Origin of the sequence: Stenotrophomonas sp. STM01 (assembly GCF_014852135.1) — a bacterium.
GTDB lineage: Bacteria > Pseudomonadota > Gammaproteobacteria > Xanthomonadales > Xanthomonadaceae > Stenotrophomonas > Stenotrophomonas capsici.
In genome coordinates this window covers 94,005-107,862 of sequence record NZ_JACVBA010000005.1, presented here as the reverse complement: position 1 = coordinate 107,862, position 13,858 = coordinate 94,005, and the positions used below count along the sequence as shown (strand labels likewise).

General features: G+C 68.6%; 12 protein-coding genes. 9 read left to right on the top strand and 3 right to left on the bottom strand.

Annotation, left to right across the window (positions count from 1 at the left end):
• Positions 1–9: 9 nt before the first annotated feature.
• From IB227_RS17610 to IB227_RS17595, 4 genes are all read left to right on the top strand, one after another.
• Entirely contained in the window at positions 10–285 is a 276-nt protein-coding gene (locus tag IB227_RS17610) for a polyhydroxyalkanoic acid system family protein (protein ID WP_132864147.1), read from the top strand.
• Between the two features lie 74 nt (positions 286–359).
• Positions 360–824, top strand: coding sequence for a phasin family protein (locus IB227_RS17605; RefSeq protein ID WP_192288459.1), 465 nt, complete (start codon positions 360–362; stop codon positions 822–824).
• Between the two features lie 183 nt (positions 825–1,007).
• Positions 1,008–1,799, top strand: coding sequence for a YggS family pyridoxal phosphate-dependent enzyme (locus IB227_RS17600; RefSeq protein ID WP_192288458.1), 792 nt, complete (start codon positions 1,008–1,010; stop codon positions 1,797–1,799).
• Between the two features lie 127 nt (positions 1,800–1,926).
• Entirely contained in the window at positions 1,927–2,946 is a 1,020-nt protein-coding gene (locus IB227_RS17595; protein WP_192288457.1) for a restriction endonuclease, read from the top strand.
• A gap of 25 nt (positions 2,947–2,971) precedes the next feature.
• Here IB227_RS17595 and hutC read toward each other — a convergent pair whose 3' ends face one another.
• Both hutC and IB227_RS17585 read right to left on the bottom strand, forming a co-directional pair.
• Positions 2,972–3,700, bottom strand: coding sequence for a histidine utilization repressor (hutC, locus tag IB227_RS17590; RefSeq protein ID WP_132864151.1), 729 nt, complete (start codon positions 3,698–3,700; stop codon positions 2,972–2,974).
• Between the two features lie 32 nt (positions 3,701–3,732).
• The gene (locus IB227_RS17585) at positions 3,733–5,103 is read right to left on the bottom strand and encodes a formimidoylglutamate deiminase (protein WP_318639563.1); all 1,371 of its coding nucleotides are present in this window, start codon (positions 5,101–5,103) and stop codon (positions 3,733–3,735) included.
• A 61-nt stretch (positions 5,104–5,164) separates the two neighbouring features.
• Here IB227_RS17585 and hutI point away from each other — a divergent pair, with 61 nt between their 5' ends.
• From hutI to IB227_RS17560, 5 genes are all read left to right on the top strand, one after another.
• A complete protein-coding gene (hutI, locus tag IB227_RS17580) occupies positions 5,165–6,370 on the top strand; it encodes an imidazolonepropionase (protein ID WP_192288455.1) in 1,206 nt (401 codons plus the stop codon).
• Positions 6,371–6,404: 34 nt separating this feature from the next.
• Positions 6,405–7,949 carry a histidine ammonia-lyase gene (gene hutH, locus IB227_RS17575; protein ID WP_192288454.1) on the top strand — a complete coding sequence of 515 codons (1,545 nt, stop codon included), beginning with the start codon at positions 6,405–6,407 and terminating at the stop codon, positions 7,947–7,949.
• Between the two features lie 352 nt (positions 7,950–8,301).
• Positions 8,302–9,153, top strand: coding sequence for an N-formylglutamate deformylase (gene hutG / locus IB227_RS17570; RefSeq protein ID WP_132864155.1), 852 nt, complete (start codon positions 8,302–8,304; stop codon positions 9,151–9,153).
• Complete coding sequence (gene hutU, locus IB227_RS17565; protein ID WP_192288453.1) at positions 9,150–10,817, top strand: urocanate hydratase; 1,668 nt, start codon at positions 9,150–9,152, stop codon at positions 10,815–10,817. Before hutG ends, hutU begins: the two co-directional genes overlap by 4 nt.
• A gap of 142 nt (positions 10,818–10,959) precedes the next feature.
• Positions 10,960–13,194 carry a CocE/NonD family hydrolase gene (locus IB227_RS17560; RefSeq protein WP_192288452.1) on the top strand — a complete coding sequence of 745 codons (2,235 nt, stop codon included), beginning with the start codon at positions 10,960–10,962 and terminating at the stop codon, positions 13,192–13,194.
• A gap of 28 nt (positions 13,195–13,222) precedes the next feature.
• Here the strand turns inward: IB227_RS17560 and IB227_RS17555 are convergent, their stop codons facing one another.
• On the bottom strand, positions 13,223–13,792 hold the full coding sequence (locus IB227_RS17555; protein ID WP_132864158.1) for a TetR/AcrR family transcriptional regulator: 570 nt from the start codon (positions 13,790–13,792) through the stop codon (positions 13,223–13,225).
• Positions 13,793–13,858 lie beyond the last annotated feature (66 nt).

Sequence of the window (13,858 nt, the reverse complement as noted above, 5' to 3'; positions counted from 1 at the left end):
GAACGCTTCATGTCCACCATCGACATCCGCCACGCCCACAGCCTGTCCGAAGACAACGCCCGCTCCGCCATCGCCGAAGTGGCGCAGAAGCTGCAGGAGCGCTTCGACGTCACCACGCGCTGGGAAGGCCAGGTGCTGCACTTCGCCCGTTCCGGCGTGGAAGGCGGCATCGAACTGCTGCCCGGCGCGGTGCGGGTCAAGGCTGAACTGGGCTTCCTGCTGTCCGCGATGAAGGGCATGGTGGAATCGGAAATCCAGCGCGTGCTGGCCGAAAAGCTCGGCTGAGCCTCCATCACGCCAAGCACGCATCCCACTCGTTACGGTGTTGCCCAAGGTTTCGTCCCTACAGGAGCACCGTCATGAGCGCATATGAACGTCGTCCCGGTGACGACGGCAGCAGCCCCGGCCTGCAGCACCAGGCCGAGCGCATCGGCCGCAGGATGACCGAATCGGCCCAGCAGGTCTGGCTGGCCGGGCTGGGCGCATTGGCCCGGGCACAGAACGAAGGCAGCCGCCTGTTCGATTCACTGGTCAAGGAAGGCGAGGCCGCCGAAGAGCGCAGCCGCGAGGAGTCCACGCGCGGCGAAAGCCTGCGCGACACCGTGGAGAACACCCTGGGCCAGGCGCGCGAGCGCGCCGCCGGCACCTGGGACCGGGTGGAGAAGAACTTCGAGGACCGTGTGCACCGGGTGCTGCGCCGGATGGACATCCCCAGCCGCTCGGACATCGAAGCGCTGAACGAGCGCCTGGACGCGCTCAACCGGCGCCTGACCAAGGCCGAATCGCGCGCCGCGCACGCCGCTTCGCCTCCGCATGAAGATTGATGTTGCATAGCAGCAAAAGTTGCGCAAGAATCCATTGACCCGCCAGCAGTACCGCGCCGTTTGTCTCCCTCCCCTCACGGCTCCGGATGGCGGGTTTTTCATGCCTGCGCTCCGGGAAAGATGCCCCGCGGGACGGTAAAGGCGACAATGGTCGGCCCGGCCGATCGCGCCATGAGAGCCGCCATGCAGACCCCGCTGTCCGACACCCCCACCCGCCACGACCAGCATGGCCGCTACCCGCGCGCCGAAACCGTGGAGGACTTCCGCCACAACCTGGAGGCCATCCAGGCCCGGATCGATGCCGCCTGCGCGCGCGCCGGCCGCGACCGCGGCAGCGTGCGGCTGTTGCCGGTCAGCAAGACCATCGACGAGGCCCACATCCGCCTGGCCTACCAGGCCGGCTGCCGCCTGCTGGGTGAGAACAAGGTGCAGGAAGCCCACCACAAGTGGGAGGCGATGCAGGACCTGCACGACCTGCAGTGGTCGGTGATCGGCCACCTGCAGACCAACAAGGCCAAGCTGGTGGCGCGCTTCGCCAGCGAGTTCCAGGCCTTGGACAGCCTGCGCCTGGCCGAGACCCTGGACCGTCGCCTGCAGCTGGAAGGCCGCTCGCTGGATGTCTACGTGCAGGTCAACACTTCCGGCGAGGACAGCAAGTTCGGCCTGGCACCGGCCGACGTGCCGGCCTTCCTCCAGGCCCTGCCGCAATTCGGCAGTCTGCGCGTGCGTGGCCTGATGACCCTGGCCCTGTTCTCGGCCGAGGCCGAGCGGGTACGCCGTTGCTTCATCGAACTGCGCCAGCTCCGCGACCGCCTGCGCCAGCAAGCGCCTGCCGATATCACGCTGGACGAACTGTCGATGGGCATGTCCGGTGACTTCGAGATCGCCATCGAGGAAGGCGCCACGGTGGTCCGCGTCGGGCAGGCCATCTTCGGCGCAAGAACGGTGCCGGACAGCCACTACTGGCCGGGTTGAGCACGCGCGCGGGCAGCGTCCCCGGCAGCGCCCTGACGGCTTTCGCAAAAGCTGAAATTGGCCCTTCTTACGGTCATGAAGGAAGCTAGACTGAGGCCCCCTGTCTTCCGTTCCCTCGGGTAAATCGATGTTTTCCTGGATCCTGGCCCTGGTGCTCGCGCTGTTGATCTGGAGCCTTGCGGCCGCCTGGCTGTGGTTGGTCAAGCGCCGGGAAACCGAGATGAAGCATGGCCTGGCCGCGCTGGCCGGCATGCGCTGGCGCGAGTTCTCGCAGATCGTCCGTTCGGCGATGGCCGAGCGCCGTGGCCTGGTTGCCCTCAATGCCAGCGATGACAGCGAACGCGGCACCAGCAGCGACTTCCTGCTGCAGCGGGACGGCGAGCGCTGGCTGGTGTCGTGCAAGCACGGACGCGCGTATCGGTTTGATGCCTCGGCCGTGCACGAACTGGGCGCGGCGATGCGCCTGACCGGTGCGGTCGGCGGCCTGCTGCTGACCGAAGGCCAGGTGGACCGCGAGGGCGTGACCGAGGCCGGGCGGCAATCCATCGAGGTGATCGACGGGCGCGACCTGTGGCAGTTCCTCAAGCCCTACGTGCCGGACGAAGTTCGCGAAACGGTCACCGGCTTCGCGCGCCGCGAGGCCGTGCGCCACACCGGCATTGCCGGGCTCGCCGCCGTGACCCTGGGCCTGCTGGTCAGCATGGGCTACCTCACACTTCGCGACGAAGGCGCCAGCGGGGCGGCTACGCCGCGCGGCGCACCGGCAGCGGCACGCGAAGGACACCCGAAGCCGACCGGCAACGGTGCCGAAGCCGCGGCGCCGGATGCCGCAACGCCCGTTGCCGCAGCCACACCGGTGGCCAGTGCCAACCCCGGCGACCTGGTCGCCGATCCCGACCCGCAGACGCTGCTGCGTTACCAGCAGTCGGTATCCAAGGCATTGGCGCGCACCCCGGGCGTGGTCAGCGGCATCTGGCAGACGCGCAGCACCCTTGCGGTGGAACGCAGTGGCGAGGATGCGGCGATCTGGCCATTGATCTGCGCCGAGCTGGAACGTTTCCCGGCGCTGCGTACCACCCGCGTGCAGCTCAACCCGCGTCCGGGCGTCGATGAGCCGGTGCGCTGGCGGCAGTGCCGCACGTTCTGAGCCTTAGGCGCGGCCCTGGCCGCCCCTACCGGTTGCCGGGCGCGAAGCGGGCGATCAGGTCGTAGGCATCGCCCAGGAACTTCTGTCGCACCCAGGTGATGGGCTGTTCGCCGCGCCAGGTCTGGCGGTCGATGGTCAGGCAGGCGGTGCCGGCCGGCACCTGCAGCAGGGCGGCTTCCTCGGCGGTGGCGGCCACCGCGCTGATGCGGTGCTCACCACGCGTCCAGGAGACATTCTGCAGCAGCCAGCTGCCCGGCGGCTGTACCGAGAAGTCCACTTCCAGCGTTTCGGGGACGGCCTCGGGATTGATCAGGCGCCGCTCCAGCGCCAGCGGCTTGCCGTCGGCCAGGTGCAGGCAGCGCATCGCCAGCAGCTTGCCGGCACCGACCAGCGCCAACTCCTCCGCCTGTCCTGCGCGGGCCTTGCGATGGGCGTGCTCCAGCAACTGGAAGCCATAGGCATGGCCGCGCTGGATGACCGACACCGCGATGTCCGGGATCTCCAGCGCCACATGTTCCAGGTGCGGCGGCTGGCGCGCCACGAACGAACCGGCGCGGCGGCGGCGCTCGATCATGCCGCTCTCGGCCAGCGTGGTCAGCACCTTGTTCACCGTCATCCGGGAACACCCGTACTGCTCCATCAACTCATGTTCGAAGGGAATGCGGTAGCCCGGCTCCCACTCGCCGCTGAGGATGCGGCTTTCGATGTCACTGCGGATGCGTTGGTTGAGGGTGGGAGCCTTCTTGCTCTTCACTCGCGATTCCTGAAATGGGCAACACCGTGTCGTCAGGCCAGTATCCGGCCAAGGGCGGCGCGGTAGCGCAGGGTGATCGCTTCGCGATGCACGTGGCGGCCTCCCTGGACCAGCTCTCGACCGTTGCGCCAGACGCTGCGGAGGGCGCCATTACGTGCGGCGAACAGCCAACTGTCAAGCAAGGCATCCCCCTGCCGGCCATGCAGCGCGGGGTGTTCCAGGTCCAGCTCCAGCAGGTCGGCCGGCGCGCCCGCCTGCAACCCGCTGGCCACGCCCAGCACCTGCGCCGCGCCCTCACCGGCCTGCTGGTACAACCAGCGCCCGGTCGAGAACACGCCCGGCGACAACACGTTGCGCCCCCGCAACGCCAGGCGCTGGCCGTACTCGAGCAGGCGCAGTTCCTCGGCTGCATCGATCAACACGTTCGAATCCGAGCCCACCCCGAACCGGCCGCCGGCCTGCACGAAGTCGCGCATCGGGAACAGGCCGTCGCCCAGGTTGGCCTCGGTGATCGGGCACAGTCCCACCACCGCTCCGCTGTCGGCGATCTGCTGCACTTCCCGCGCGGTGACGTGGGTGGCATGCACCAGGCACCAGCGCGGATCGACCGCGACGTGGTCGTACAACCACTCCACCGGACGCTGGCCGCTCCATGCCAGGCAGGCGTCGACCTCGCGGGTCTGCTCGGCGATATGGATGTGGATTGGACCCTGCCCCATCGCCGCCAATGCCTGCAGTTCCTGTGGCGTACTGGCACGCAGGCTGTGCGGGGCCAGCCCCAGCACCGCATCGGGCGTCGTGGCCAGCACCCGTTGGCAGCCTTCGAGCAGGCGCGCGAAGCCATCCACGTCGTGCAGGAAGCGACGCTGGCCCGGCGTCGGCGCCACCCCGCCGAAATCGCTGTGCGCATAGAACACCGGCAGCAGGGTCAGGCCCAGCCCGGTCTCGGCAGCGGCGGCGGCCACGCGCGCGGACATTTCCGCCGGATCGGCATAGCCGCTGCCATCCTGGGCATGGTGCAGGTAGTGGAACTCGCCGACGCGGGTGAAGCCGCTTTCCAGCATCTCCATGTACGCCTGCGCGGCGATGGCCTGGAAGTCGTCCGGGTCGAGCCGGTCGAGGAAGCGGTACATCAGCTCGCGCCAGCTCCAGAAGCTGTCGCCCGAGCGCCCGCCCACTTCGGTCAGGCCGGCCATCGCGCGCTGGAACGCATGGCTGTGCAGGTTGCCGAGCCCGGCCACGACCGTACCCAGCCGCCGGTCCCCGTCCTGCGCCGGCACGCCTGCCGTCACCGAAGTGATGCGCCCGGCCTGGCTTTCGATGCGCACGTCATGCGCCCAGCCATCGGCCAACAAGGCCTGCTGGGCATGGAAATGAACCGGTTGCGATGAGGATGGGGTGATCACTGGACACTCTCCGTTTTCGGTCGTTATTGTATATACAAATTCACCGGGATGAGTGCCCATGCGCTGCGACACGCTCTGGCAGAACGCCAACCTGATGACCCTGGACGATGCCAGCGGCGGCCTGGGCGTGGTCCGTGACGGCATGATCGCCGCCACCGAAGGTCGCATCGTATACGCCGGCCCGGCCAACACCGCCCCGGCATTCATACCGGCCGAGCGCATCGATTGCGGCGGCCGCTGGATCAGCCCCGGGCTGATCGACTGCCACACCCACCTGGTCTACGCCGGCAACCGCGCCGGCGAGTTCGAGCAGCGCCTGCAGGGCGTGAGCTACGCCGACATCGCCCGGGCCGGCGGCGGCATCGTCTCCACCGTGCGCGCCACCCGCGCCGCCGACGATGCCGGGCTGATCGCCGCCTCCCTGCCCCGCCTGGACGCGATGCTGGCCGAGGGCGTGACTACGATCGAGATCAAGTCCGGCTATGGCTTGAGCCTGCCCGACGAGCGCAAGCAACTGCGCGTGGCCGCCGAACTGGGCAGGCTGCGCAAGGTGGAAGTGGTGCCGACCTTCCTTGGCGCGCATGCGGTACCGCCCGGCCACGAGGCACAGGCCTACATCAACGACGTCAGTGCAGTGATGATCCCGGCCATCGCCGCCGAAGGCCTGGCCGAGGCCGTGGACATCTTCTGCGAGAACATCGCCTTCTCGACGGCACAGGCGCAGCAGGTGTTCGAGGCCGCACGCGCGCACGGGCTGGCGATCAAGATCCACGCCGAGCAGCTGTCCAACCAGCATGGCGCCGAACTGGCCGCCCGCCACGGTGCGCTGTCCGCCGACCATATCGAACACCTCGACGATGCCGGCATCGCCGCCATGCGCACGGCCGGTACCGTCGCCGTGCTGTTGCCGGGCGCGTTCTACTTCACCCGCGAAACCGTGCTGCCGCCGATCCAGAAACTGCGCGACGCCGGCGTGCCGCTGGCCCTGGCCACCGACAGCAACCCCGGCACCTCGCCGCTGACCAGCCCGCTGCTGACCATGAACATGGGCGCGACCCTGTTCCGCCTGACCGTGGACGAATGCATCGCCGGCTTCACCCGCGAAGCCGCCCGCGCGCTGGGCCGCAGCGATCGCCTCGGCAGGCTGGTCGCCGGCATGGACTGCGACCTGGCCATCTGGGACATCGAGGCGCCCGCCGACCTGGTCTACCGCATCGGCTTCAATCCCCTGCATGCCCGCATCTGGCGCGGGCACGCGGCCTGACACCACGCACTACAACGCACCGCTTGGAGCATTCATGAGCACCACCCTGACCCTTCTCCCCGGCCACGTCCCGCTCGCGCAGTGGCGGCAGATCTACCGCGGCGCCAACGTACAGCTGGATGCCTCGGCGCAGGCCGCCGTGCAGCGCAGCGCGCAGGTCGTGGCCGACATCGTCGCCAAGGGCGCGCCGGTGTACGGCATCAACACCGGCTTCGGCAAGCTGGCCAGCGTGCGCATCGAGCGCGAGGACCTTGAAACCCTGCAGCGCAACATCGTGCTCTCGCACGCCGCCGGCGTGGGTGAGCCGATGCCGGTCAACGTGGTGCGGCTGATGATGGCGCTCAAGCTGACCAGCCTGGCGCAGGGTGCTTCGGGCATCCGCCCGGAAACGCTGGCGCTGCTGGAAGCCATGCTGCAGAAGGACGTGGTGCCGGTGGTGCCGAGCCAGGGTTCGGTCGGTGCCTCGGGCGACCTGGCGCCGCTGTCGCACCTGGCCAGCGTGATGATCGGCGTGGGCGAAGCCTTCGTCGGTGGCGTGCGCATGCCGGCCGAACAGGCGCTGCAGCAGGCCGGCCTGGCACCGCTGGTGTTGGGCGCGAAGGAAGGCCTGGCGCTGCTCAACGGCACCCAGTACTCCACCGCATATGCGCTGGCCGGCCTGTTCGAGATCGAAGTCGTGTTCCAGAGCGCGCTGGTCACCGGTGCGCTGTCGGTGGAAGCGGCCAAGGGTTCGGATACCCCGTTCGACCCCCGCATCCACCGCATCCGCGGCCAGCGCGGGCAGATCGCCACCGCCGCTGTGCTGGGCCAGCTGATGCAGGGCTCGGCCATCCGCGAATCGCACCGTGACAACGACGTGCGCGTGCAGGACCCGTACTGCCTGCGCTGCCAGCCGCAGGTGATGGGCGCGGCACTGGACGTGATCCGCCAGGCCGCGACCACGCTGGAAATCGAAGCCAATGGCGTGTCCGACAACCCGCTGGTGTTCACCGATACCGGTGAGGCGTTGAGCGGCGGCAACTTCCACGCCGAGCCGGTGGCCTTCGCCGCCGACATGCTGGCCATGGCGATCTGCGAGATCGGCTCGATCAGCGAGCGCCGCACCGCGATGCTGGTGGACCCGGCGTTGAGTGGCCTGCCTGCGTTCCTGACCCCGAAGCCGGGCCTGAACTCGGGCTTCATGATCCCGCAGGTGACTGCCGCAGCATTGGTGTCGGAGAACAAGCAGCGCGCCTACCCGGCCAGCGTGGATTCGATTCCGACCTCGGCCAACCAGGAAGACCACGTATCAATGGCCGCGCATGGTGCACGTCGCCTGATCGCGATGGCCGAGAACGCCGCCAACGTGATCGGCATCGAGCTGCTGGCCGCCGGCCAGGGCTGCGACTTCCATGCACCGCTGCGTTCGAGCGATGCACTGGAAGGCGTGCGTGCGGTGCTGCGTGCGCAGGTGCCGACGCTGCAGGACGACCGCTACTTCCACCCGGACATGGTTGCCGCCACCGAGTTGGTGCGCAGCGGCGCGCTGCTGGCGGGCCTGGGCGTGCAGTTGCCGGGCGTGGATGTGGCTGGCAACTGACCTGACGGCATGCGGCATTGGGTTCACATGGGGGGGTCTATGCGCTTTCGCTTCAGTCCTAAGCGCTGCCCTCATCTGCCCTTCGGGCATCTTCTCCCGCAGGCGGGAGAAGAGACGGCATCGGCTTTCCGCGCAGTGTATGACATAGCCGTGCGGCCAGCGCTCGCAGCAAACCCTTCCCTTCTCCCGCAAGCGGGAGAAGGTGGCGCGCAGCGCCGGATGAGGGCGCTTTTCAGCTTCACTGCAAAAAGCTCCCCTCATCTGCCCTTCGGGCCTCTTCCCTCGCACGCGGGAGAAGGGATAACGCATTCCCACATGCTTCATCGTTCTGCCCTGCCCTTTGGAGTCCTCCATGACCCACTCGCCTGACTGGCTGCAGATTCACCGCGGCGATGCCCCGTTGATCGTCAGCTTCCCGCATACCGGCACCGAACTGCCCGACGCGCTGGTCGGCCACTTCGTCTCGCCGTGGCTGGCCCGCCGCGACGCTGACTGGTGGGTGCACGAGCTGTACGCCTTCGCCAGGGAGCTGGGCGCCACCACGGTGCGCACCGCGGTCTCGCGCTCGGTGATCGACGTCAATCGCGATCCCTCCGGCGCCTCCCTGTACCCGGGCCAGAACACCACCGGCCTGTGCCCGACCACCACCTTCGACAACCAGCCGCTGTACCGCGATGGTCACGCACCGGATGAGGCGGAGATCCAGCGCCGCCGCCAGACCTGGTTCGACCCGTACCACGCCGCGCTGCGCGCCGAGATCACCCGACTGCGCGCCATCCACGGCACCGTGGTCGTCTACGACGCGCATTCGATCCGCTCGCTGATCCCGCACCTGTTCGACGGCGAACTGCCGCAGTTCAATATCGGCAGCGCCGGCCCCAGCGGTGCGCCGGACACGTCCTGCGACAACGCGCTCACCGACGTGGTCGAGAACCTGTGCGCGATCAGCGGCCTGGGCCACGTCCGCAATGGCCGCTTCAAGGGCGGCTGGATCACCCGCCACTACAGCGATACCGCCGGCGGCGTGCATACCCTGCAGATGGAGCTGGGCTGCCGTGGCTACATGCACGAGCCCGCGCCGGCCGATGTCGATGAGCACAGCTGGCCGACCCCGTACGACCCCGACCACGCCGCACCGGTACGCGACACCCTGAAACAGATCCTTCGCGCCTGCCTCGATTTTGCTTCCCGGAGAAACGCATGACCCGTCACGATCCTTCCCGCAGCCCGCGCGCGCCGCGCGGCAACACGCTCAACTGCAAGTCCTGGCAGACCGAGGCCCCGTTCCGCATGCTGCAGAACAACCTCGACGCCGAAGTGGCTGAAGACCCGACCTCGCTGGTGGTGTACGGCGGCATCGGCCGCGCCGCGCGTGACTGGGAGAGCTACGACAAGATCCTGGAAACGCTCCAGCGCCTGGACGACAACCAGACCCTGCTGGTGCAGTCGGGCAAGCCGGTCGGCGTGTTCCCCACGCACCCGGATGCACCGCGCGTGCTGATCGCCAACTCCAACCTGGTGCCGCACTGGGCCAACTGGGAGCACTTCAACGAGCTCGATAAGAAGGGCTTGATGATGTACGGGCAGATGACCGCCGGTAGCTGGATCTACATCGGCAGCCAGGGCATCGTGCAGGGCACCTACGAGACCTTCGTCGAGATGGGCCGCCAGCATTACGGTGGCAGCCTGGCCGGCAAGTGGATCCTCACCGCCGGCCTCGGTGGCATGGGCGGCGCGCAGCCGCTGGCCGCCTCGCTGGCCGGCGCCAGCAGCCTGACCATCGAATGCCGCCAGAGCAGCATCGACTTCCGCCTGCGCACCCGTTACGTCGACGAGCAGGCCACCGACATCGACGACGCGCTGGCGCGCATCGCCAAATACACGGCTGCCGGCGAAGCCAAGTCGATCGCCCTGCTCGGCAATGCGGCCGAGATCCTGCCGGAGCTGGTGCGCCGTGGTGTGCGCCCGGACTGCGTCACCGACCAGACCAGCGCGCATGACCCGGTGCACGGCTACCTGCCGATCGGCTGGACGGTCGAGCAGTGGCTGGCCGAGCAGCAGGCCAACCCGGAGAAGGTGCGCGACGCCGCCAAGGCCGCGATGCGCGTGCACGTGGAGGCGATGCTGGCCTTCCACGCGGCCGGCATCCCGACCGTCGACTACGGCAACAACATCCGTCAGATGGCCTTCGACGAAGGCCTGAAGAATGCGTTCGACTTCCCGGGCTTCGTGCCGGCCTACGTGCGCCCGCTGTTCTGCCGTGGCGTTGGCCCGTTCCGCTGGGTGGCACTGAGCGGCGACCCGGAGGACATCTACAAGACCGATGCCAAGGTGAAGGAGATCATCGCCGATGACCCGCACCTGCACCGTTGGCTGGACATGGCGCGCGAGCGCATCGCCTTCCAGGGCCTGCCGGCGCGCATCTGCTGGGTCGGCCTGGGCCTGCGCCACAAGCTGGGCCTGGCCTTCAACGAGATGGTCCGCAATGGCGAGCTGAAGGCACCGGTAGTGATCGGCCGCGATCACCTGGATTCGGGCAGCGTCGCCTCGCCCAACCGCGAGACCGAGTCGATGAAGGACGGTTCGGATGCGGTTTCCGACTGGCCGTTGCTCAACGCCATGCTCAACGTCGCCGGCGGCGCCACCTGGGTGAGCCTGCACCACGGCGGTGGCGTTGGCATGGGCTACTCGCAGCACTCCGGCGTGGTCATCGTCTGTGACGGCAGCGAGGCTGCCGACCAGCGCATCGCCCGCGTGCTGTGGAACGACCCCGGTACCGGCGTCATGCGCCATGCCGACGCCGGCTACGACATCGCGCTGGACTGCGCCCGCGAGAAGGGCCTGGACCTGCCGGGCATCCTCGGCTGATCGCCACACCTTCACTTCCGTAGCGATGGAAGCCATGCCCCCTCCCGTCCACGGGAGGGGGCATCTGTTTTCGGGCGCAACGACGCACGGGCGCGCCGTCCGTCGATGTGCTATCAAGCAGCACCTTCGTTGGGTAAACACCATGCGCAGCCTGCTCACGTTGCTGTTGATGCTGTTCACGGCCTCGGCCTACGCGGCCAACGACGACATTGCACTGTCGGCCGGCTGGGAGCAGCGCCTCGATGCGGCCGTACCGGCCCTGGCCCGGCAGGCATTGGCACGCTACGACGCGCCCGATGCGCAGCAGCGGCTGGGCACGGTGTTCCGCCTGCAGTTGGCCGCCGGCAGGCATGTCGACGCCATCACCAGCATCCAGGCGCTGCGCCGCCTGCGCAACGACCCACCCAACCAGCCACCGTTGTTCCTGCAGTACGAGATCCATGCGCGTGCGCGGCAGGCGCAGGCCGAGCATCGGCAAGCGTTCGCGCAGGCATGGCCACAGGCCTTCGCCGCCCGCTTCGCCGAGCTCGATGACCGCAGCGCGCAGCAGGCCGGCGTTGCCTTCAGTGGTTACCTGCCACGCATGCGCCAGGACCTGGACCAGCGCATCGAACAGGCACGCGGCAAACGCAGCCTTCCGATGGACCAGGTTATCGAACTGGTGCGTGCCTGGCAGGTCCACGACAGCTACGCCGCCTTCCAGCCCCTGTTCGCCGCGGCACAGGCCGCCGACGACGCACGTCGTTACCAGGTCGAGCGCGACCTGTTGATCGCCACTCCGGACGGCACCCGCGTGTCCGCGCTGCTGGTGCTGCCGCGCCACGCCGCCACTCCCCTGCCCGCACTGCTCACCTTCACCGTCTACGCCAACGACGATTGGGCCTGGGACGACGCCCGCAAGATGGCCGCCCACGGCTATGCGTCGGTCGTGGCGTACAGCCGCGGCAAGGGCCGCAGCCCGGATGCAATCGTGCCGTTCGAGCACGATGGCGGCGACGCGGCGGCGGTGATCGACTGGATCGCCGCGCAGCGCTGGAGCGATGGCAGGGTCGGCATGTATGGCGGCAGCTACAGCGGCTTCACCCAATGGGCCGCGCTCAAGCAACGTCCGGCTGCGCTGAAGGCCATCGCCACCTCGGCCACGACCGCACCCGGCATCGATGTCCCGATGGAAGGCGGCGTCTTCCTCAACTTCATGTACGCCTGGCCGTTCTACACGGCCAGCAATCGCAGCCTGGACGATGCCAGCTACGGCGACAGCGCCCGTTGGCAGCGGCTCGACCAGCAGGCCTACCGCGACGGTGGCCGCTACCGCGACCGGCCCGCCATCGATGGCATGGCCAACCCGGTGTTCAGCCGCTGGCTGCAGCACCCGCGCTACGACGCCTGGTGGCGCGCGATGATTCCGCAGGACAGTGCGTTCGCCGACATCGACATTCCGGTCCTGGCCACCACCGGCTACTTCGATGGTGCGCAGATCGGCGTCCTGCACTACTTCCGCAACCACCTGCAGCACCGCCCGAACGCCGACCATACCCTGCTGATCGGCCCCTACGAACACTTCACCATGCAGACCGGGCTGCCGCCGGTGGTGCAGGGCTACACGCCCGACCCCGGCGCCCGCATCGACCTGCAGGCAATGCGGCTGGCCTGGTTCGACCACGTCTTCAAGGGCGCGCCCACGCCCGCCCCGCTTGCCGGGCGCGTCAACTGGCAGGTCATGGGCGCCGACACCTGGCGGCACGCCGACACGCTGGAAGCCATGGCCACGCGCAGCCAGCGCTACTACCTGCACGCCGGCGCCAATGCCGCGCACCGGCTCGATGCGGCACCGTCCAACGGCCCACCGGCGATCCAGCGCGTGGACTTCAGCGACCGCAGCGACGCCGACTGGCAGCCTTCGCCGAACGTGTTGAACCCCACGCTGGACCCGCACGCCGGGTTGGTATTCCGCAGCGACGTGCTCACGCACGACCTGGAATTGGCCGGACCGTTCAGCGCCGACCTGTACTTCACCCTCAACAAGGCCGACGCCGACCTCAGCATCGGCATCTACGCGCAGGGGCCCGCAGGCCAGTACTTCGACCTGGCCTATGCGCTGCAGCGCCTGAGCCAGGCCGATGACCGCAGCGAACGCCACCTGCTGCAGCCCAGGCAACGCAGCCACGTGCGGATCCATGACACCCGCCTGCTCGGCAGCCGCCTGCCCGCCGGCAGCCGCATCGTGGTCACCGTCGGCGTGCTCAAGCAACCCAACGTGCAGCTCAACCTCGGCAGCGGCAAGGAACCCGCCGACGAGACCCTGGCCGACGCCGGCGAGCCGCTGGTCATCCAGTGGCACGGCGACAGCCACGTGACCCTGCCGATCCGCGATTGAGCCGCATCCGGCCAGGACGCGGGCGAGCTCAGCGCAACAAGCCTTCCAATCGCTCGACCACCCGGTCGAACGCGGCGATGTCACGCGTGGCCCGGCTGATCGCCACCGCGCCTTCGACGCTGGCGATCAGCATCGTCGCCAACGCCTGCGCCTGGACCGGCGCATGGCCTTCGCCGATGAACGCCTCGGCTAGGCGTCGCTCCCACGCTGTGAACGCAACACCGGCCGCTTCCCGGGCATCGTCGGCGCCGCCGTCGATGGGCTCTTCCACCGCCGCGGCAAGTACCGGGCAGCCCACGTGGAAGTCGGACTTGAGCAGGCGTTCGCGCCATAGCGCCAGGAAGCGCGAAACGCCGCTGACCACGCCCTCGCGCAGGACCTCGTCGAGCATGGCGTCGATGCGGCTGCCGGCCAGGGCGGTCGCTTCGGCCAGCACCTGCTGCTTGCCACCGGGGAAATGGTGATAGGTCGAGCCAAACGGCGCCTCGGCACGCTTGGTGACCTCGCGGATGCTGGTGGCATTGAGGCCATAGGTCGCCAGCATGTCGGCGGCGGTGCTGATCACGCGCTGCGGGGCATCGGTGGGACGGCGGCGCATCGCGAGGTCCTTGCTATGACGGGTGTCATAGCTTAGCGTACGCGCGTTATGACAGTCGTTATAAAA